Here is a 17,757-nt window from a genome sequence, read left to right as displayed (position 1 = left end):
TAAAGGCCCTTCATGAAAACCATATCCGAAGCCAGGGCGCACGGTGGCGTGCAGGGCGTTTATGCCCATCAATCCGCCGAATGCGACTGCGAAATGACCTTCGCTGTTTTCACCCCGCCGCAGGCAAAGTCAGCGCCGGTCCCCGTGCTCTGGTATCTCTCCGGGCTCACCTGCACCCATGCCAATGTCATGGACAAGGGCGAATACCGGCGTCTGGCGGCAGAACTGGGTGTGATGATTGTCTGCCCGGACACCTCGCCACGCGGCGAGGCGGTGCCTGACGAACCGGATAACTGGCAGTTTGGGTGCGGCGCCGGCTTTTATGTCGATGCCACCGAGGCGCCCTATGGCCGGCATTACAATATGCGTTCCTATATCGCCGACGAGCTGCCGGCGCTCATTGCTGCCAACTTCCCCGCCGATATGACACGGCAGGGCATTTTCGGCCATTCCATGGGCGGGCATGGCGCGCTGACCCTGGCGCTCAACAATCCGCAAAAATACAAGAGCTGCTCGGCCTTCGCCCCGATTGTTAATCCCATGAAGGCGGACTGGTCCGTGGGCGCGTTCGAAAAATATCTCGGAACCGACCCAGCCGCCTGGCGGCGTTACGATGCGACGGCGCTTGTTGAGGATGGAAAACGCTTCGCGGATTTTCTAATTGATCAGGGCACCGCTGACGGTTTTCTCGAAACCGGTTTGATGCCGGAACGCTTTGAGAAAGCCTGCGCCGATGCCGGGCAACCGCTCACCCTGCGCATGCAGGCGGGCTATGACCATTCCTACAATTTCATTTCGACCTTTATGGATGATCATTTGCGCTGGCACGCCGAACGGTTGCAGGCCTGAACATGTCTCAGCAACCGGTCATCTATGTCGATGCCGATGCCTGCCCCGTAAAAGCCGAAGTGCTCAAGATTGCCGGACGGGCAGGGGTCGTCAGCACTTTTGTCGCCAATAGCGGCCTGCGCCCCTCGCGTGATCCACTCATCGTCAATGTCGTGGTGCCACAAGGCGCAGATGTGGCTGACGACTGGATCGTGGAACACGTCACCGACCGGGATATTGTCATAACCTCGGATATTCCCCTGGCCCATCGGGCTGTTGGCAAGGGGGCGACTGTGCTCGGCCCGACGGGTCGTCCATTCACGCCTGATTCCATCGGCATGGCCTTGGCCATGCGGGATCTCAAGCAGACCCTGCGGGAAGGCGGAGAGATCACCGGTTACAATGCCGGCTTCACCCAGAAAGATCGTGCCCGGTTCACCGACGCGCTGGCGCAGGCGGTTCAACGTGCGTTGAAAAACACCCGCGCCTGAAGCGACGCCGCCAAGGGAAAATTAACCATAATCGTTAAAAATCAGCGCAATTGGGTTTGGGCGGATTTTTCGTTTTGCGGTATTTTTCAAGTGCCGCCGCTTTGGCGGCGTTGTGTCTTTTATTGTCGGGCTGCGCAAAACCGCCGCCCAAGCTGGCCGAACTGGAATCAGTGCACGAGGTGGCTGCGCTAAACGCCTATGTTGCCCCGGAAAAATCTTCAGCGCTGGTCGCTCGATACAGCCATACCCCCCTCACGGGCCGTACGCTGCGTGTCGCCAGCATTGACGATATAAAGCTGCGCAAGGGGGAGGTCGTTCTAACGTTCGACGATGGCCCCAGCCCCCGGTTGACCAGTGCCATTCTCGACGCGCTCGATGCCTATCAGGTCAAGGCCACATTCCTCGTGGTCGGGCAAATGGCCGATGCCCATCCCGAAATGGTGCAAAAAGTGGCCCGGCAGGGGCACACAATCGGCACCCATACCCATGATCACGCCGATCTGGCCCGCGAAACCCATAATGGGGCCATGGGGAAAATCAGGGCCGGCTACCGGGCAGTCGCCCGCGCACTCGCCCCGATCAATGAAAAGCCGGCGCCATTTTTCCGCTTTCCTTATCTGTCGGATACAAGGGTTCTGCGCACTTCTTTAGCCAATGACCATATGGTCGTGCTCGACGTCGATATAGATTCGCACGATTACTGGAAATCGACGCCCGGGGAAGTGCTGAACCGCACCTTGGCGCGACTGGAGGCCCGTGGTAGCGGCATCATCCTGTTCCACGATATTCAGGCCAGAACAGCAGCAATGCTGCCCGATTTTCTCGCAGCCCTGCAGGCGCACAATTATGAGGTCGTGCACCTGATGCCGGATCGCCGCGGATTATTCGGCAAGGCACTGGTCACTGCAGGTCTCGACACTGGAGCCGCTTCAGGTGTCGCGATTGAATAGCCTTATTTGCCGCCCGCTGTGGCGGCAAACAGCGCAATCGCCGCTGCATTGGAGACATTGAGGCTCTTGATCGGGCCGGGCATGTCCAGCTTCACCACTTCGTCGCACAGTTCACGTGTGCGCTGGCGCAGGCCCTTGCCCTCAGCCCCCAGCACGATGGCGAGCATCTGCCCGCTTTCGCGCGGTTTCAGATTGTTTTCAGCCTCGGAATCAAACCCAAGACAGGTCATGCCCCAGGATTTGAGTTCTTCGAGCGTATTGCCAAGGTTCCGCACCTCGATCATCGGCACCATATCTAGTGCGCCGGAAGCGGCTTTTGCCAAAACCCCCGTCTCGCGCGGTGCATAGCGGGCCGTAGTGATGACTGCATCGGCCCCGAATGCACAGGCCGTGCGCAAGATCGCCCCCACATTGTGCGGATCGGTAACCTGATCGAGCACAACCACAAGCCGCAGATCGGGCACCTCGGAGAGGCTGGCGCGGGTAACAGGGTCCACCTCAAGCGCAACCCCCTGGTGAACGGTGTCACCGCCCAATAGCTCATCAAGGGCCTTTGGCGTCGTCTCACTCACCTTCACCTTGCCGATCTCACCGGTTTCTGAAAGGCGGTTCAAGGCATTCGGTGTGGCCAGTAAGCGGTATTTCTTGCGCGTCGGATTGTCGAGCGCCGCCCGCACTGTGTGCAGGCCGTAAAGATAAACCGGCCCGTCATTGGGATCATAAACCGGGGATTTTTTGCGTGGCGGAAATTTGTTTTTGCTCATGAGAACTCCCGTAGCCTCTTTGCCTTGGGGCGGCAAGGGCTTGCAGAACAAGTAGACGGTTCACATTTGATGTTGACAAGGCAGGGGTCCCCTGACCATAAACCGCCCGACAGATTTGGCCCACGGGCTGATTTGTTGCTTTGCTCTGAAAGCGGATGCATGGCGCGGAGGGGTGGGAGAGTGGTTAAATCCATCAGACTGTAAATCTGACCGCTTAGCGTACGCTGGTTCGAATCCAGCCCCCTCCACCAGCCATCCCGCTCAGCAAGCCCCGGACGCGGGTATAGCTCAATGGTAGAGCAGCAGCCTTCCAAGCTGAATATGCGGGTTCGATTCCCGCTACCCGCTCCAGACTTTCCCCAATATGCTGAAATCATTGCGCCCCATCCGTTGCCCCAGGGCGATGCGTTGAACACGAGCCGCCCATAGGCGGCCCGCGATTGGACGCAGGTCAGGTTTATCGCTGAAAGGTGAGGTGGATAATTCCGCTCTCTGCCGTTTCGGTTTTGACCGTATAGCCATTCTCCAGCCCGCGCAGATCATCCCAAAGCCGGATACCCCGTCCGAGAAGAATCGGCACAATGGCGACGTGAAGCTGGTCCACAAGGCCGGCGCGGAGATAGTCACGAACGACAGTCGCACCGCCGCCCACTCTCACATCCATGCCGTTCGCCGCATCAACTGCCTTTTTGAGCGCATCTTCAGGCGTAGCGTTGATGAAGTGGAAAATGGTTCCCCCTTCCATCTTCAGCGAAGCCCGTGGGGTATGGGTCAAAACAAAAACCGGGCAGCGGAACGGCGGCGTGTCGCCCCACCAGCCACGCCAGTCCGGATCGTTCGGAAAGTTGTGAAGCCCGAACATCCCCGCGCCGATGATCTCGGCACCCACATTGGCGAAGTAGGCTTTCGCATACTGGTTATCGACGCCTGTGGTTCCTGCGCCCGTTGTGTCCTTAAACACACGCTCACGGACGGTTTGGGTTGCAGCATAGGCCGCAACAAGCCGCGACCAGTCATCACCGAACGGGTTTTCGGGTGTCTGGTCCGTTGTTGTCGCAAAACCATCGAGGGAAATATTGAGATCAACACGTACTGCCATTGGGGTTCTCCTGAAAGTAAGTCACTTGCCTTAGTAATTTGAAGCAAACACTAAGGCAAGTGCCTTTTTATTATTGACCGGTGCAGCAGACCTGCTCTATTGAGGGGCATGTCTCACCACGCCACACAACTCGACCGCGCCTTTCACGCCCTTAGCGATCCGACCCGCCGGGCCGTCGTGTCGCGTCTGGTTGAGGGTGAGGCGCCCGTCAGCATTCTTGCCGAACCATTCGACATGACGCTGCCCTCGTTCGCCCAGCACATCAGGGTGCTTGAGGAATGCGGGCTGATTGTCAGTGAGAAGCGGGGCCGCAGCCGCTGGTGCCGCCTGGTGGAAGAGCACTTCGAACAGGCAGCGGACTGGATGCAAGCCGAGCGCCGACGCTGGAACGGGCGCATGGATCGGCTCGAGGTCTATCTGGACAAGGCCGAAAGGGATGCCGAATAACATGCCAAACCCGATTGAAACCTGGTCGCTTGAGCGCGAACTCGTCCTCGTGAAGTTGCTGAACCATCCACGCCACAAGGTCTTTGCCGCATGGATGGACCCGGAGGCCTTGGGCGAATGGTATGGGCCTGACGGCCTGGAAATCGAGACACACGAGGCCGACATCCGCGAGGGCGGTGTCTGGCGGTTCGATATGGTGGGCACATTTGAGGGGCGTGAGCAGCGCTTCCCGAGTTTTATGCGCTTTTTGGAGATCGTGCCGAACGAACGGATCGTGATGGATTACGGCACACCCGACCCAGAGGATCCTGACCGCTTCCGTGTGACTGTGACCTTCGATGAGCAGTCAGATGGCAAGACAGTGCTGACCATGCGTCAACTGCATCCCAGCCGCGAAAGGCGGCAAGTGGTCATGGGCTTTGGCGCCGTGGAATACGGGCTGCAAACCCTCGATGGTCTCGCCGCCTGGCTGGCGCGCTGATCCTAGGTCGAAAACCTGCTGCTGACGTTCCCCCGGCCGCGATTGCTGCCGTCCGCTGCATGGGGCTGACGCGTGCGCGCAACACCTCCGGCGCAACGCACACGAGATGCTTTGGATTGCGGGGCAAACACAACAAAGGGCTTGTCTCTTCGTGCGTAAAAAGTTAAACGGCCCGCAACTTCAACTCGAGCACGGTTAAAGATCATGGCGAAGGAAAAGTTTTCGCGGAGTAAGCCGCACTGCAACATTGGCACGATTGGTCACGTTGACCATGGCAAGACCTCGTTGACAGCGGCGATTACGAAGATATTGGCAGAGACGGGCGGGGCGACGTTCAAGGCGTATGATGCGATTGACGCAGCGCCTGAAGAGAAAGCCCGCGGCATCACGATTTCGACATCGCACGTTGAGTATGAGACGGCGAACCGTCACTACGCGCACGTTGATTGCCCAGGCCACGCCGATTATGTGAAGAACATGATCACGGGTGCGGCCCAGATGGATGGTGCCATTCTGGTTGTGTCTGCAGCTGACGGCCCGATGCCCCAGACCCGCGAGCACATTCTGCTTGCCCGTCAGGTTGGTGTGCCGGCACTTGTTGTCTTCCTGAACAAGGTTGACCAGGTTGACGATGACGAACTGCTTGAGCTTGTTGAGCTTGAAGTGCGTGAACTGTTGTCCTCGTATGATTTCCCGGGCGACGACATTCCGATCATCCGTGGTTCGGCTCTTGCTGCTTTGGAAGACAAGACCCCTGAGATCGGCCATGACGCTGTTTTGAAGCTGATGGAAGCTGTTGACGAATACATTCCGCAGCCGGCCCGTCCGGTTGACCAGCCGTTCCTGATGCCGATCGAAGACGTTTTCTCGATCTCGGGTCGTGGTACGGTTGTGACCGGTCGTGTTGAGCGCGGCATTGTCAAGGTTGGCGAAGAAGTTGAAATCGTCGGCATCAAGGACACTCAGAAGACGACGGTTACCGGCGTTGAAATGTTCCGCAAGCTGCTCGATAGCGGTGAAGCTGGTGACAATATCGGTGCTTTGATCCGTGGTATTGACCGCGAGCAGGTTGAGCGTGGCCAGGTTCTTTGCAAGCCGGGTTCAGTGACCCCGCACACAAAGTTTGTGGCTGAAGCCTACATTCTGACCAAGGACGAGGGTGGCCGTCATACGCCGTTCTTCACCAACTACCGTCCTCAGTTCTATTTCCGCACGACCGACGTGACGGGGATTGTGACACTGAAGGAAGGTGTTGAGATGGTCATGCCGGGCGACAATGTTGAAATCAACGTTGCCCTGATCGTGCCGATCGCCATGGAAGAGAAGCTCCGCTTCGCTATCCGTGAAGGTGGCCGCACCGTCGGTTCAGGCGTCGTCGCCAAAATCGTCGAGTAGCGACCCGAAGGGGCAAATCAGTCCAGTGGACTGATTTGTGCGGCGAACGCCAGGAGCGCTATGCGCGACGGCCCGGCCGCCCCAAGGGGCAGATCGCAAAGATATTGAGAAAGGACGCCTCCGGGCGTCCTTTTTTATTGGCGTCAACAGATGCAGTAAAATGTGAGGATGTAATTTAGTTTTCTTGACGATTCGCAGAATGTCGACCTTACTGTCCAAATAAGTATGAGGAGGATGAGGGGTATGTCAGGCGCAATGAGCAGAATACTCCTCCTGATACTGTCGGTGTTTGCAATAAGCATTGGCGCCAGCCAAATCGGCCGGGCAGCCGAAGCCGACATTATTTGCGTCCAGAATGAATTGAACAGTCTCGGATTTGATGCTGGCGCCCCGAATGGCAATCTGGGGCCGCAAACGCTCAAGGCGGCACAAGCCTATATTGATGACATGACCAGCAAGCATCCCGGTTGGGCCATGCCATTGGTCACAGCTGAGCTGGCAGCTTTCTGGTGCAAAAAAGTGGCTGAGGCCCACCCCCAGGTTGCAAAACATGCTCAGCCAGCCGGCAAGGTATCCCCCAAACCTGTAAAAGCCGCCAAGACCGCGACTAACGAGGCTGAAGAAGTGCCGGTCATGGCCGTGGCAACCCGATGGATTAAAACCTGTAACGGGGAGGGGGCGCGCCGATTGTGCACCCTGCAGCGCCGCGCGGTCGGTGCCGGCGGTCCAGACAAGGCTGTGTTTGCCTTTACAGGCGGTCCAGACGGCAAAAGTCCCTACGCCATGGCAACCGTGCCCGCCGACACGCTGGTCCTTTTCGATATGACCTGGCAGGTCGATCAACAGGCGCCGCTCGCGGTAACCTTCAGCTTTTGTAACGAAACGTCTTGTTTTGCTGACGCGACCAGCCTTCCCACGGCAGCTCTTAAAAGGGGCAACACGCTCACCCTGACGCGGAAGAACCTGAAGAATGAGGATGTCTCCGTGAAAGTCGACCTTTCCGGCTTTACCAAAACCTTCGATGCGCCAGGGGAGCAATAAATGTCCGGCTCATTTCTCTCACGTTTGTCGATCGCAGCCCTTGTCATTGCCCTCGTCACGCCGGGTAACTTGCCGGCATTTGCAGAAGACAATGTTGGCCCCTGGCAAAAGGTCTGCACCGATCCGGGAACCAAGAATGAAAGCTGCGTCACCCGGCAGATCGTAACCGACGCCGACGGGCAGCGCGGGCAGATGCTCATGAGACTGTCTGGCGACGGAAAGCTGCTGGTTCTGTCCTTGCGGGTAGGCCTCAGCCTGCGCCGTGGCTGGATCTGGAGCCTTGATGCACCGGAGACCAACTACAGGAAATACCTGCTGTGCCAGTCTGGCTATTGTTCAGCGCACTTCCAGATGACGGATGATCTGCTCACAAAAATTCTCCAGACCGATACGCTCGAGGTGACAGGCTTCAGCCTCAAAGGAGAGCCATTCACCGTGTCCTTTGACACTCAGGCGCTGGCAGAAGCGCTGGACGGCCCGGGCATGAGCATGGAGGAATTCCAGCGTCAGGAAAACCAGGGCAAGTGAACCTTGCCTCGCGGAGGTAACCGGCAGCATGAAAAAAAAGGGCGCTCGCAGGCGCCCTTTTTCGTGAAAGGTTTTAGGCATTTATTCCGCGTTACAAATACGCATCAGGCAAAGCCGGTGCGCCACCGGGTTGAGCAGGTTGGAGCATTCACATCCCGTCGAAGGGGTCGATATTGCCGCCGGGACGATGCTTGAATCGTCAACTGGAAGCCTGTAGCCCTCCTGCAGTGCAGTCTGCACGCATTGCGCCACTTCCCAGCCCGGCGGAATGGCACTGAGGTCGACCTGTTTCCATTTGGGATGGCCGGTGGCCTGCAGCACATCAAGATGTTCCTTGATCAGGTAGCTGATTTCGGTCACAGCCTGGCAGGATTGCTTGAAATAGTCGTTGCGGCGGGGGTCGTATTCAAATGTCATCAACACGGCGCGAACAGCGGCCGTGGTGACGTCTTCTTTCTGCCAGGGGTAGGTGCCCGCCGGGATTGTGCTGGTGCCATAATAGCCACCGACCGATTCACTGGAAACCGAGAGCAGTTTCAGGTCATCACTCGCTGCAGCATCTGCGAGCAGCTTTGTGGGCGCGCCGGCAACATAAACAAACGCGTCAATTGCACCGGTCCGAAGCTGGGCCATGCCATCGCTCGATGAGATCGTTAGCATGTTCTGTGGGCGGACATTGGCAACTTCGAACAGAAATGTCGACGTCAGGTTGGTGCCGCTATTCGGTTCGCCGATTGCAACGGTGCGTCCGGACAGGTCGGCCAGCACATTGAGGCCCGAACTGCGCCGCACAACAATGTGAACTTCTTCATTATAGAGGGGAAACACGATGCGGGTATTCCGCGCCATCCGGCTCATTTCAACATCGTCCTGCCGAAAGGTGCGAATAAAATCCAGCACGTCGCTTTGCACGATGCCGAACTGTGTCAGTGGGCGTTTGCGCACGGCCTCGATATTCTCGAGGGAGCCCGCCGACTCAACGGCGGTAACATTACGGCCGATATGTTCGGCAAGACCACCAATGTCCTTGCCGATCTGAATATAGGTCCCTGTAGAGCTGCCGGTCATAATATTGACCTCCAGGCCCCGGGATTGCGCAATACTGGTGGAAACACAAATAAGTCCAAGCGACACCAAAAGGTGCGCGAGCGTCTTGTTCATAGTCATAATTAAACCTCAACCCTTGTCTGATCCGGATCATGGGAAAACGCGGGCAAATAACCCCTGTTCATTCCATCACCGGATGCGTCCTGCTAAGTGGTTGGCACGGCATATACTCCATTTTGATAATATTCGGTAATAAACAACAAATTATCGTTACCAACGTCGAGTCTGTACTTGATAGATGGGGAAAGCAGACGATTTTAAGGCAAGTCTAAAACAGAAAAATCTGTATAAATTTTAGAGAGTGCTTTATAAGCAAGTTGAGTGTCGCCAGCCTATGGCGATTGAGTTGAATTCCTTAATACATCCGGATCGTGTGGGAATTTGTACTTCCGAAATCGCTGCGATTCTGATGGGGCAGGGTGCCAAAAGGGCTTGCGCCCGGATGGGTTTGCAATTAGACCTCTGCGCGGCAGTAGGGGTGTAGCTCAGTTGGTAGAGCATCGGTCTCCAAAACCGAGGGTCGTGGGTTCGAGTCCCTCCGCCCCTGCCAAGTCATCATTATTGCGCGCACGGCGCTGAAATTGGTCTTTTGTGCATCGATGAAATTGGGTGTGGCGCGGCTGCCGGGGCGGCGGGTCTGGTCGCCACGTTAAAATTTTCCCTCTCAGGTCCTTGCTTTCGCCACAACTCTTGTCTAGATAACGACGTCCAATGCCGCCGAGGTGACTCGCGCGGCTATTGGTTATGGACTAAAGAACGTCAAAGGTAGAATCAGCACATGGCCCGGACCAACCCGATTGTCTTTCTGCAGCAAGTGCGCTCGGAAATTTCCAAAGTGGTCTGGCCGTCGCGTAACGAGACGCTGATTTCCACGATCATGGTGTTGGTGATGGTTGCCTTGGCTAGTCTGTTTTTTCTTTTGGCTGATCAGGCGATTTCGTGGCTGGTTCAGCTGATGCTGTCGATCCGCTAGCGGATATATATAGAAGAATTTAGGAGCGAGATTGCGGCATGGCCAAGCGCTGGTACATCGTCCAGGCCTATTCGAACTTTGAGCGTAAGGTCGCGGAATCGATCCGGGAAAAAGTCGCTCAGACGAAACTGGAAGAATTGTTTGACGACGTGCTGGTGCCGACCGAGAAGGTCGTTGAGGTTCGGCGCGGTCGCAAGGTGGATGCAGAACGGAAGTTCTTTCCCGGCTATGTGCTGGTGAAAATGGAACTGACCGATCAGACATTCCACCTGATCAAGAATACACCGAAAGTGACGGGCTTTCTGGGATCGGACAATAAACCGATGCCGATTTCCGAGGCTGAGGCGATGTCGATCCTGCAGCAGGTGCAGGAAGGCGTTGACCGGCCCAAGCCGTCGATTTCGTTTGAGGTGGGTGAGCAGGTACGCGTCAGTGACGGTCCGTTCGCCAGCTTTAACGGCCTTGTCGAGGAAGTCGACGAGGAGCGTGCGCGCCTCAAGGTAGAAGTTTCCATCTTTGGCCGGGCGACCCCGGTTGAGCTGGAATATGGGCAGGTCGAGAAACTCTAGGCTTGTTCAACAGACTTGTGGGAGAGGGCGGCGGTTGCCATCCGTCGAGCAAACCTCGCACCACGAACGTCAAAACATGCTGCGTTTGCGCAGCGAGATAGTTTGAAAGGACGATCATGGCAAAGAAGATTACTGGCTACTTGAAGTTGCAAGTGCCGGCCGGCGCGGCGAACCCTTCGCCCCCAATCGGCCCGGCTCTTGGTCAGCGCGGCCTGAACATCATGGAATTCTGCAAGGCATTCAACGCCAAGACGCAGGAACTTGAAAAGGGCGCTCCGATCCCCACGATCATCACGATCTTTGCGGACAAGAGCTTCACTTTCGAACTCAAGATGCCGCCGGTTACCTACTACCTGAAGCAGGCCATCAGCCTCAAATCCGGCTCCAAGAAGCCTGGTCATGAGACTGCCGGCAAGATTTCGCAGGCCCAGCTGCGCGAAATCGCTGAAAAGAAGATGGCCGACCTGAATGCGCACACCGTTGAAGCTGCCATGGCGCAGATCGCCGGTTCCGCGCGTTCCATGGGTCTTGAGGTTCAGGAGTAAGAGCAATGGCTGCAGGTAAGAGACTTAAATCCGCCGCCGAAGGCATTGACCGCAAGAAGCTTTATGGCATCGACGAAGCCGTGAAGATGGTCAAGGAACGTGCCGGCGCAAAGTTTGACGAAACCGTCGAAATCGCCATGAACCTGGGCGTTGACCCGCGTCACGCTGACCAGATGGTCCGCGGCGTGATCAACCTGCCCAATGGTACAGGCAAGACGGTGCGCGTTGCTGTATTCGCCAAGGACGCCAAGGCTGATGAAGCCCGCGCGGCTGGCGCTGACATCGTCGGTGCTGATGACCTGGCAGAGCAGATCCAGAACGGCAAGATCGATTTCGATCGTTGCATCGCCACCCCCGACATGATGCCGCTCGTTGGCCGTCTCGGTAAGGTGCTGGGTCCGCGTAACCTGATGCCGAACCCGAAGGTTGGCACGGTGACCCCCGATGTGGCGGGCGCTGTGAAAGCTGCCAAGGGCGGCGCTGTTGAATTCCGCGTCGAAAAGGCCGGTATTCTGCATGCAGGCGTTGGCAAGGCTTCCTTCACTGAAGCGGCGATCCTTGAGAACATCAAGGCATTTGCCGATGCAGTGTCCAAGGCAAAGCCGGCTGGTGCCAAGGGTACATATATCAAGCGTGTTGCCGTGTCCTCGACCATGGGCCCGGGCGTTCACGTGGATCCGTCCAGCGTTCTCCAGTAGAACGTTTGCGACGAACAAGTTTCGGGCGGTCCTGATCGCCCGGAATGCCGTATCGAACCTTCGGGTTCTTCTTGCGGCAAAGTCCTGTCCGAGACTGCGGGTGATGTCCCTCGGGACGTCTTAAACCAATAGAGGCCTGCAATAGATGGGGTGACAATCGGGACGAGATTTCGGGCCATGTGCCCTTGTCATTGTTTCGGTTCGATCCAGACCGGGTGCCGTCACCTTCCTTTGTTGGAAAATCGGCGCTGGTTGACAGGCGTTGAACCGTTGCCTTTTTGACCATCTTTCGGGGTGGTGTTCAAAAGGCAGCATTTGGCAACGTCCGGTGCTCGTTTTGTGCCGGGCTTAGTGTGGAGAGAAGCAGTGGATAGAGCGGAAAAAGCTGAGCTCGTCGGTTCGCTTACGGAGGCTTTCAAGTCTTCGGGCGCAATCGTCGTCGCTCACTATGCCGGTCTCACCGTAGCCGATATGGAAAGTCTGCGTGTGCAGATGAAACAGGCTGGTGGATCGGTAAAGGTCGCAAAGAACCGCCTTGCCAAGCTCGCTCTTAAAGAAACCGAGAATGCAGACATCTCGGACCTGTTCAAGGGTCCGACTGTTATTGCCTATTCGGAAGATCCCGTAGTCGCGCCGAAAGTCGCGATCAAATTCGCCGAAAAGAACGACAAGTTTGTCGTTCTTGGTGGTGCAATGGGCTCGACCGAACTTGATGCCTCTGGCGTCAAGGCTCTGGCATCTGTGCCCTCGCTCGACGAACTGCGCGCAACGCTCGCTGGCATGCTTACGCGGCCGGCCGGCAAGATCGCAGCCGTTGTGCAGGCACCGGGTGGCCAGGTCGCACGGGTTATTTCTGCATATTCCAATAAGGGTGAAGCCGCATAGCGCTTCGCGATCCCATCCACATTTCGAACTGAAACCATTGAGGAAACAAAATGGCTGATCTTAATAAACTCGTAGACGACCTGTCTGCATTGACTGTTCTCGAAGCTTCCGAGCTTTCGAAAATGCTTGAAGAAAAGTGGGGCGTTTCCGCCGCTGCACCTGTGGCTGTTGCCGCAGCTGCTGGTGGTGCTGGCGCTGAAGCCGCTGAAGAAAAGGACGAGTTTGACGTCGTTCTGACCGCGTTTGGCGATCAGAAGCTCAACGTCATCAAGGAAGTCCGTGCCATCACCGGTCTTGGCCTCGCAGAGTCCAAGGCACTCGTTGAAGGTGCACCGAAGCCCGTTAAAGAAGGCGTTGCCAAGGCTGAAGCTGAAGAGCTGAAGACCAAATTGGAAGCCGCTGGCGCGACCGTCGAACTCAAGTAGTTCACGATCTTATGTTTGGGAGCGGCGGGTTTCTGCCGCTCCCTTTCCCCATTCTCGTGTATGGAGAGTGGGACGCCGCCTCAAAAGGGTAGGGCGTCAAGTTGCGGTTTATATGAAGTGAAGAGGGCATTTGTCCCGAGGACCGACGGCTGATTGTCGGTGTTTTGGACAATTGCTTCCAGACAGAATTGCCAGGGATGGTGCGCGTGCGGCGCCCACTCATGCGTGATTCTTGTGACAATGCGCGTCCGCTGGCAAGTTTTTGTGTCTGCCGGCTTCGCGTGTGACATTCGAGACATGAGGAGCTTTCATGGCTACCACGTTCAACGGCCGCCGCAAGGTGCGCAAATCGTTCGGCAGCATTCGCGAAGTCACGGAGATGCCCAATCTGATCGAGGTTCAAAAGGCCTCTTATGATCAGTTTCTGCTTGTTGATGTGCCCGAAGGTGGCCGCGCCAACGAGGGGCTTCAGTCCGTGTTCAAATCGGTTTTCCCGATCACGGATTTTTCCAATACAGCCTCGCTGGAATTCGTTTCCTACGAATTCGAACAGCCCAAATATGACACCGAGGAATGCCGCCAGCGCGACATGACCTTTGCAGCTCCCCTTAAGGTGACGCTGCGCCTGATCGTCTTTGAAGTGGACGAGGAAACCGGCGCGCGCTCCGTCAAGGATATCAAGGAGCAGGACGTTTATATGGGTGACATGCCGTTCATGACCATGAACGGTACTTTCGTCGTCAACGGTACAGAGCGCGTTATCGTTTCGCAGATGCACCGTTCGCCTGGCGTGTTCTTCGATCACGACAAGGGCAAGACCCATTCGTCCGGTAAACTGCTGTTTGCAGCCCGCATCATTCCCTATCGTGGCTCCTGGCTCGATATCGAATTCGACGCCAAGGATGTCGTCTTCGCCCGTATCGATCGCCGCCGTAAAATTCCGGTAACCTCGCTTTTGAAGGCGCTGGGCATGGATGCCGAGGAAATCCTCGACACCTATTACGACACGCTGTCCTTCGAGAAGACCAAAAAAGGCTGGCAGAAGCCGTTTGATCCCGAGAAAGTCAAGGGCGCCAAGCCGACCCATGACATGATCGACGCCAAGACCGGCGATGTCGTGCATGAAGCCGGCAAGAAGCTCTCGGTACGCGCCGCCAAAAAGATCGCTGAAAACGGCACAACGCACCTTCTCATCGAAGAGACGGATCTGTACGGCCAGTTCATCGCTCAGGATCTGCTCAACCTTGAAACAGGTGAGATTTACGCAGAAGCCGGTGACGAGATCGACGAGAAGCTGCTCGAAAAGCTGGTGGAAGCCGGTTTCGACAAGCTGCCGATCCTCGACATTGATCACGTCACTGTCGGTGCCTATCTGCGCAACACGCTCGCGGTCGACAAGAATGAGACCCGCGAGGATGCGCTGTTCGACATCTACCGCGTGATGCGTCCGGGTGAGCCCCCCACCATCGAAACCGCTGAGGCGATGTTCCAGTCATTGTTCTTTGACTCAGAGCGTTATGATCTCTCGGCCGTTGGTCGCGTCAAGATGAACATGCGTCTGGATATCGAGGCCGAAGATACGGTCCGCGTTCTGCGCAAGGAAGACATCGTTGAAGTCGTCCGCACCCTCGTCAATCTGCGCGACGGTCGTGGCGAAATCGATGATATCGACAATCTCGGCAACCGCCGTGTGCGTTCGGTCGGCGAATTGATGGAAAACCATTATCGCCTTGGCCTGTTGCGCATGGAACGTGCGATCAAGGAACGTATGTCCTCGGTCGAAATCGACACGGTCATGCCCCAGGATCTGATCAACGCCAAGCCGGCTGCCGCTGCTGTCCGCGAGTTCTTCGGTTCCTCGCAGCTCAGCCAGTTTATGGATCAGACCAACCCGCTGTCTGAAATCACCCACAAGCGCCGCCTGTCAGCGCTTGGGCCGGGCGGTTTGACCCGTGAGCGCGCCGGCTTTGAAGTCCGCGACGTGCACGTGACCCATTATGGCCGTATCTGCCCGATTGAGACCCCTGAAGGTCCGAATATCGGTCTGATCAACTCGCTGGCCACTTTCGCCCGCGTCAATAAATACGGTTTCATCGAAACCCCGTACCGCAAGATCGTGGACGGCAAGGTCACCGATGAGGTTGTCTATCTCTCGGCCATGGAAGAAGCGAAATATCGCGTCGCCCAGGCCAACGCCAAGCTGACCGATGACGCCACCTTCCAGAACGAGCTGGTCACAGCCCGTCATGCAGGTGAAGTCACCCTGACGCCGCGTGAGCAGATCGATCTCATGGACGTGAGCCCCAAGCAGGTCATCTCGGTGGCTGCAGCGCTCATTCCGTTCCTTGAAAACGATGACGCCAACCGCGCTCTCATGGGATCGAACATGCAGCGTCAGGCTGTGCCGCTTCTGCGGTCGCAGGCGCCATATGTCGGTACCGGCATGGAAGCCGTTGTGGCCCGCGACAGTGGCGCTGCCATCGTCGCCAAGCGCTCCGGTATCGTGGATCAGGTGGACGCAACCCGCGTGGTTATTCGTGCCACTCAGGAAACCGACGCTTCCAAGTCCGGCGTCGATATCTACAACCTGATGAAGTTCCAGCGTTCCAACCAGTCAACCTGCATCAACCAGCGTCCGTTGGTTGTGGTGGGTGACCATATCAATGCTGGCGACATCATTGCGGATGGTCCCTCCACCGAATTGGGTGATCTGGCGCTCGGCCGCAACGTGGTCGTCGCGTTCATGCCCTGGAATGGCTACAACTTCGAAGATTCGATCCTTCTGTCCGAAAAGATCGTCAAGGAAGATGTCTTCACCTCGATCCATATCGAGGAATATGAAGTCAACGCCCGTGACACCAAGCTTGGGCCTGAAGAAATCACCCGGGATATTCCGAACGTTTCCGAAGAAGCCCTGAAGAATCTCGACGAAGCCGGTATTGTGCACATTGGTGCCGATGTTGGCCCCGGCGACATTCTGGTCGGCAAGATCACACCAAAGGGCGAAAGCCCGATGACGCCGGAAGAAAAGCTTCTGCGCGCGATCTTCGGTGAAAAGGCCTCTGACGTCCGTGACACGTCCCTGCGCGTACCGCCCGGGGATGCTGGTACTGTTGTTGAAGTCCGGGTGTTCAACCGCCACGGCATCGACAAGGACGAACGCGCCATGGCTATCGAGCGCGAGGAAATCGAGCGCTTGGCCAAGGACCGTGACGACGAACAGTCCATTCTGGACCGGAACGTTTACGCCCGCTTGAAGGAAATGCTGTTCGGCAAGGCCGCAACGGCTGGCCCGAAGGGCTATCTGGCAGGCACCAAGCTCAATGACTCGATCTTTGACAGCCAGCCGCGGTCGAAGTGGTGGCAGTTCGCCATCGACGACGACAAGGTAATGCAGGAGATCGAAGCGCTGCAGGGCCAGTATGACGAGAGCCGCAAGCTGCTTGAGCAGCGGTTCATCGACAAGGTCGACAAACTGCAGCGTGGCGATGAGCTGCCGCCAGGCGTCATGAAGATGGTCAAGGTCTTTGTTGCAACCAAGCGCAAGATCCAGTCCGGCGATAAAATGGCTGGCCGTCACGGCAACAAGGGTGTTGTTTCCCGCATCGTCCCGCAGGAAGACATGCCTTATCTCGAAGACGGTACCCCCGTTGAAATCGTCTTGAACCCGCTCGGCGTGCCCTCACGTATGAACGTTGGTCAGATCCTTGAAACCCATCTGGGTTGGGCCTGTGCCGGCATGGGCCGTAAGATCGATGAGATGATGCGCGTTTACCGCGAGCAGGGCGATCTGAAGCCGCTAAAGGCCGAAATCGACTACCTGTTTGAAGGTGACGAAACCCTGACCGATCTCGATGACGACAGCGTTGTGCGTCTCGGCGAGCATTTGTCCAAGGGCGTTTCCATTGCCACCCCGGTATTCGACGGTGCCAAGGAACATGACATCGTGGAAATGCTGGAACGGGCAGGGCTCAAGGGCACTGGCCAGTCCACATTGTACGATGGCCGTACCGGCGAGCAGTTCGATCGGCAGGTGACGGTTGGGTATATCTACATGCTCAAACTGCATCACTTGGTGGACGACAAGATCCACGCCCGTTCGATCGGCCCCTACAGCCTCGTTACCCAGCAGCCGCTGGGTGGTAAGGCCCAGTTCGGTGGTCAGCGCTTTGGTGAAATGGAGGTGTGGGCGCTTGAAGCTTATGGTGCCGCATACACCTTGCAGGAAATGCTCACCATCAAGTCGGATGACGTTGCCGGCCGTACCAAGGTCTATGAGGCCATCGTGCGCGGCGACGACACCTTCGAGGCGGGTATCCCCGAGAGCTTCAACGTTCTCGTCAAGGAAATCCGTTCGCTTGGCCTCAATGTCGAGTTGACCGAGAGCGAGCTGGAAGCCGAACAAGACGAGCTGTCTTCGGCCGCCGAAGGCGAGCTTGAGCCTCCTGTGGACGCGGCGGAATAATCCGGCGCCCCCTAATTCCATTTTCAATTCGTTCATTCGGGTCTGATACCCGGATGAACGGAACGA

Annotated in this window: 18 protein-coding genes and 3 tRNA genes; 18 read left to right on the top strand and 3 right to left on the bottom strand. The window is 56.9% G+C overall.

Annotation, left to right across the window (positions count from 1 at the left end; all coding sequences use genetic code 11):
- Positions 1–12: 12 nt before the first annotated feature.
- From fghA to L1P08_RS04835, 3 genes are all read left to right on the top strand, one after another.
- Entirely contained in the window at positions 13–849 is an 837-nt protein-coding gene (gene fghA, locus L1P08_RS04845; RefSeq protein ID WP_303618871.1) for an S-formylglutathione hydrolase, read from the top strand.
- Between the two features lie 2 nt (positions 850–851).
- Positions 852–1,319 (top strand): YaiI/YqxD family protein, encoded by a 468-nt coding sequence (locus L1P08_RS04840; RefSeq protein ID WP_303618870.1) that lies wholly within the window; start codon positions 852–854, stop codon positions 1,317–1,319.
- Positions 1,320–1,393: 74 nt separating this feature from the next.
- On the top strand, positions 1,394–2,269 hold the full coding sequence (locus L1P08_RS04835; protein ID WP_303618869.1) for a polysaccharide deacetylase family protein: 876 nt from the start codon (positions 1,394–1,396) through the stop codon (positions 2,267–2,269).
- Positions 2,270–2,271: 2 nt separating this feature from the next.
- Here L1P08_RS04835 and rlmB read toward each other — a convergent pair whose 3' ends face one another.
- A complete protein-coding gene (gene rlmB / locus L1P08_RS04830) occupies positions 2,272–3,033 on the bottom strand; it encodes a 23S rRNA (guanosine(2251)-2'-O)-methyltransferase RlmB (protein ID WP_303618868.1) in 762 nt (253 codons plus the stop codon).
- A 166-nt stretch (positions 3,034–3,199) separates the two neighbouring features.
- Here rlmB and L1P08_RS04825 point away from each other — a divergent pair.
- Both L1P08_RS04825 and L1P08_RS04820 read left to right on the top strand, forming a co-directional pair.
- Positions 3,200–3,284, top strand: a tRNA-Tyr gene (locus L1P08_RS04825).
- Positions 3,285–3,310: 26 nt separating this feature from the next.
- Positions 3,311–3,384: transfer RNA gene (locus tag L1P08_RS04820), tRNA-Gly, on the top strand.
- A 106-nt stretch (positions 3,385–3,490) separates the two neighbouring features.
- Here L1P08_RS04820 and L1P08_RS04815 read toward each other — a convergent pair.
- Complete coding sequence (locus L1P08_RS04815) at positions 3,491–4,132, bottom strand: dihydrofolate reductase family protein (RefSeq protein ID WP_303618867.1); 642 nt, start codon at positions 4,130–4,132, stop codon at positions 3,491–3,493.
- A 108-nt stretch (positions 4,133–4,240) separates the two neighbouring features.
- On the opposite strand from L1P08_RS04815, the gene L1P08_RS04810 reads away from it, so the two are divergent.
- The 5 genes from L1P08_RS04810 (at position 4,241) to L1P08_RS04790 (ending at position 8,024) form a co-directional block, all read left to right on the top strand.
- Positions 4,241–4,579 (top strand): ArsR/SmtB family transcription factor, encoded by a 339-nt coding sequence (locus L1P08_RS04810; RefSeq protein ID WP_303618866.1) that lies wholly within the window; start codon positions 4,241–4,243, stop codon positions 4,577–4,579.
- 1 nt (position 4,580) lies between these two features.
- Positions 4,581–5,060, top strand: a complete 480-nt coding sequence (locus L1P08_RS04805; RefSeq protein ID WP_303618865.1) for an SRPBCC family protein — start codon at positions 4,581–4,583, stop codon at positions 5,058–5,060.
- Between the two features lie 204 nt (positions 5,061–5,264).
- On the top strand, positions 5,265–6,455 hold the full coding sequence (gene tuf / locus L1P08_RS04800; RefSeq protein WP_303618850.1) for an elongation factor Tu: 1,191 nt from the start codon (positions 5,265–5,267) through the stop codon (positions 6,453–6,455).
- Between the two features lie 255 nt (positions 6,456–6,710).
- Positions 6,711–7,496, top strand: coding sequence for an invasion associated locus B family protein (locus L1P08_RS04795; protein ID WP_303618864.1), 786 nt, complete (start codon positions 6,711–6,713; stop codon positions 7,494–7,496).
- Positions 7,497–8,024: an invasion associated locus B family protein gene (locus L1P08_RS04790; RefSeq protein ID WP_303618863.1), complete on the top strand. Its 528-nt coding sequence runs from the start codon at positions 7,497–7,499 to the stop codon at positions 8,022–8,024. It abuts the gene before it with no gap.
- An 81-nt stretch (positions 8,025–8,105) separates the two neighbouring features.
- Here the strand turns inward: L1P08_RS04790 and L1P08_RS04785 are convergent, their stop codons facing one another.
- Positions 8,106–9,185 (bottom strand): TAXI family TRAP transporter solute-binding subunit, encoded by a 1,080-nt coding sequence (locus L1P08_RS04785; protein ID WP_303619497.1) that lies wholly within the window; start codon positions 9,183–9,185, stop codon positions 8,106–8,108.
- A gap of 420 nt (positions 9,186–9,605) precedes the next feature.
- On the opposite strand from L1P08_RS04785, the gene L1P08_RS04780 reads away from it, so the two are divergent.
- The 8 genes from L1P08_RS04780 (at position 9,606) to rpoB (ending at position 17,691) form a co-directional block, all read left to right on the top strand.
- Positions 9,606–9,681: transfer RNA gene (locus L1P08_RS04780), tRNA-Trp, on the top strand.
- Positions 9,682–9,909: 228 nt separating this feature from the next.
- Entirely contained in the window at positions 9,910–10,104 is a 195-nt protein-coding gene (gene secE / locus L1P08_RS04775) for a preprotein translocase subunit SecE (protein ID WP_303618862.1), read from the top strand.
- A 38-nt stretch (positions 10,105–10,142) separates the two neighbouring features.
- Positions 10,143–10,673, top strand: coding sequence for a transcription termination/antitermination protein NusG (nusG, locus tag L1P08_RS04770; RefSeq protein ID WP_303618861.1), 531 nt, complete (start codon positions 10,143–10,145; stop codon positions 10,671–10,673).
- 116 nt (positions 10,674–10,789) lie between these two features.
- Positions 10,790–11,218: a 50S ribosomal protein L11 gene (rplK, locus tag L1P08_RS04765; RefSeq protein ID WP_303618860.1), complete on the top strand. Its 429-nt coding sequence runs from the start codon at positions 10,790–10,792 to the stop codon at positions 11,216–11,218.
- A gap of 5 nt (positions 11,219–11,223) precedes the next feature.
- Positions 11,224–11,916, top strand: coding sequence for a 50S ribosomal protein L1 (gene rplA, locus L1P08_RS04760; protein ID WP_303618859.1), 693 nt, complete (start codon positions 11,224–11,226; stop codon positions 11,914–11,916).
- 366 nt (positions 11,917–12,282) lie between these two features.
- Positions 12,283–12,801 (top strand): 50S ribosomal protein L10, encoded by a 519-nt coding sequence (gene rplJ / locus L1P08_RS04755; RefSeq protein ID WP_303618858.1) that lies wholly within the window; start codon positions 12,283–12,285, stop codon positions 12,799–12,801.
- A gap of 50 nt (positions 12,802–12,851) precedes the next feature.
- Positions 12,852–13,226 carry a 50S ribosomal protein L7/L12 gene (rplL, locus tag L1P08_RS04750; protein WP_303618857.1) on the top strand — a complete coding sequence of 125 codons (375 nt, stop codon included), beginning with the start codon at positions 12,852–12,854 and terminating at the stop codon, positions 13,224–13,226.
- Positions 13,227–13,536: 310 nt separating this feature from the next.
- On the top strand, positions 13,537–17,691 hold the full coding sequence (gene rpoB, locus L1P08_RS04745; RefSeq protein ID WP_303618856.1) for a DNA-directed RNA polymerase subunit beta: 4,155 nt from the start codon (positions 13,537–13,539) through the stop codon (positions 17,689–17,691).
- Positions 17,692–17,757: the final 66 nt, after the last annotated feature.

Source organism: Mariluticola halotolerans (assembly GCF_021611515.1).
GTDB lineage: Bacteria > Pseudomonadota > Alphaproteobacteria > Rhizobiales > Devosiaceae > Mariluticola > Mariluticola halotolerans.
This window is presented reverse-complemented; position numbering and strand designations above follow the sequence as displayed.

What these genes read in the sequence shown, in the direction of transcription:
- fghA (WP_303618871.1), top strand. Translation starts at nt 13, where the DNA reads ATGAAAACCATATCCGAAGCCAGGGCGCACGGTGGCGTGCAGGGCGTT.
- L1P08_RS04840 (WP_303618870.1), top strand. Translation starts at nt 852, where the DNA reads ATGTCTCAGCAACCGGTCATCTATGTCGATGCCGATGCCTGCCCCGTA.
- rlmB (WP_303618868.1), bottom strand. Translation starts at nt 3,033, where the DNA reads ATGAGCAAAAACAAATTTCCGCCACGCAAAAAATCCCCGGTTTATGAT.
- L1P08_RS04815 (WP_303618867.1), bottom strand. Translation starts at nt 4,132, where the DNA reads ATGGCAGTACGTGTTGATCTCAATATTTCCCTCGATGGTTTTGCGACA.
- L1P08_RS04810 (WP_303618866.1), top strand. Translation starts at nt 4,241, where the DNA reads ATGTCTCACCACGCCACACAACTCGACCGCGCCTTTCACGCCCTTAGC.
- L1P08_RS04805 (WP_303618865.1), top strand. Translation starts at nt 4,581, where the DNA reads ATGCCAAACCCGATTGAAACCTGGTCGCTTGAGCGCGAACTCGTCCTC.
- tuf (WP_303618850.1), top strand. Translation starts at nt 5,265, where the DNA reads ATGGCGAAGGAAAAGTTTTCGCGGAGTAAGCCGCACTGCAACATTGGC.
- L1P08_RS04795 (WP_303618864.1), top strand. Translation starts at nt 6,711, where the DNA reads ATGAGCAGAATACTCCTCCTGATACTGTCGGTGTTTGCAATAAGCATT.
- L1P08_RS04790 (WP_303618863.1), top strand. Translation starts at nt 7,497, where the DNA reads ATGTCCGGCTCATTTCTCTCACGTTTGTCGATCGCAGCCCTTGTCATT.
- L1P08_RS04785 (WP_303619497.1), bottom strand. Translation starts at nt 9,185, where the DNA reads ATGAACAAGACGCTCGCGCACCTTTTGGTGTCGCTTGGACTTATTTGT.
- secE (WP_303618862.1), top strand. Translation starts at nt 9,910, where the DNA reads ATGGCCCGGACCAACCCGATTGTCTTTCTGCAGCAAGTGCGCTCGGAA.
- nusG (WP_303618861.1), top strand. Translation starts at nt 10,143, where the DNA reads ATGGCCAAGCGCTGGTACATCGTCCAGGCCTATTCGAACTTTGAGCGT.
- rplK (WP_303618860.1), top strand. Translation starts at nt 10,790, where the DNA reads ATGGCAAAGAAGATTACTGGCTACTTGAAGTTGCAAGTGCCGGCCGGC.
- rplA (WP_303618859.1), top strand. Translation starts at nt 11,224, where the DNA reads ATGGCTGCAGGTAAGAGACTTAAATCCGCCGCCGAAGGCATTGACCGC.
- rplL (WP_303618857.1), top strand. Translation starts at nt 12,852, where the DNA reads ATGGCTGATCTTAATAAACTCGTAGACGACCTGTCTGCATTGACTGTT.
- rpoB (WP_303618856.1), top strand. Translation starts at nt 13,537, where the DNA reads ATGGCTACCACGTTCAACGGCCGCCGCAAGGTGCGCAAATCGTTCGGC.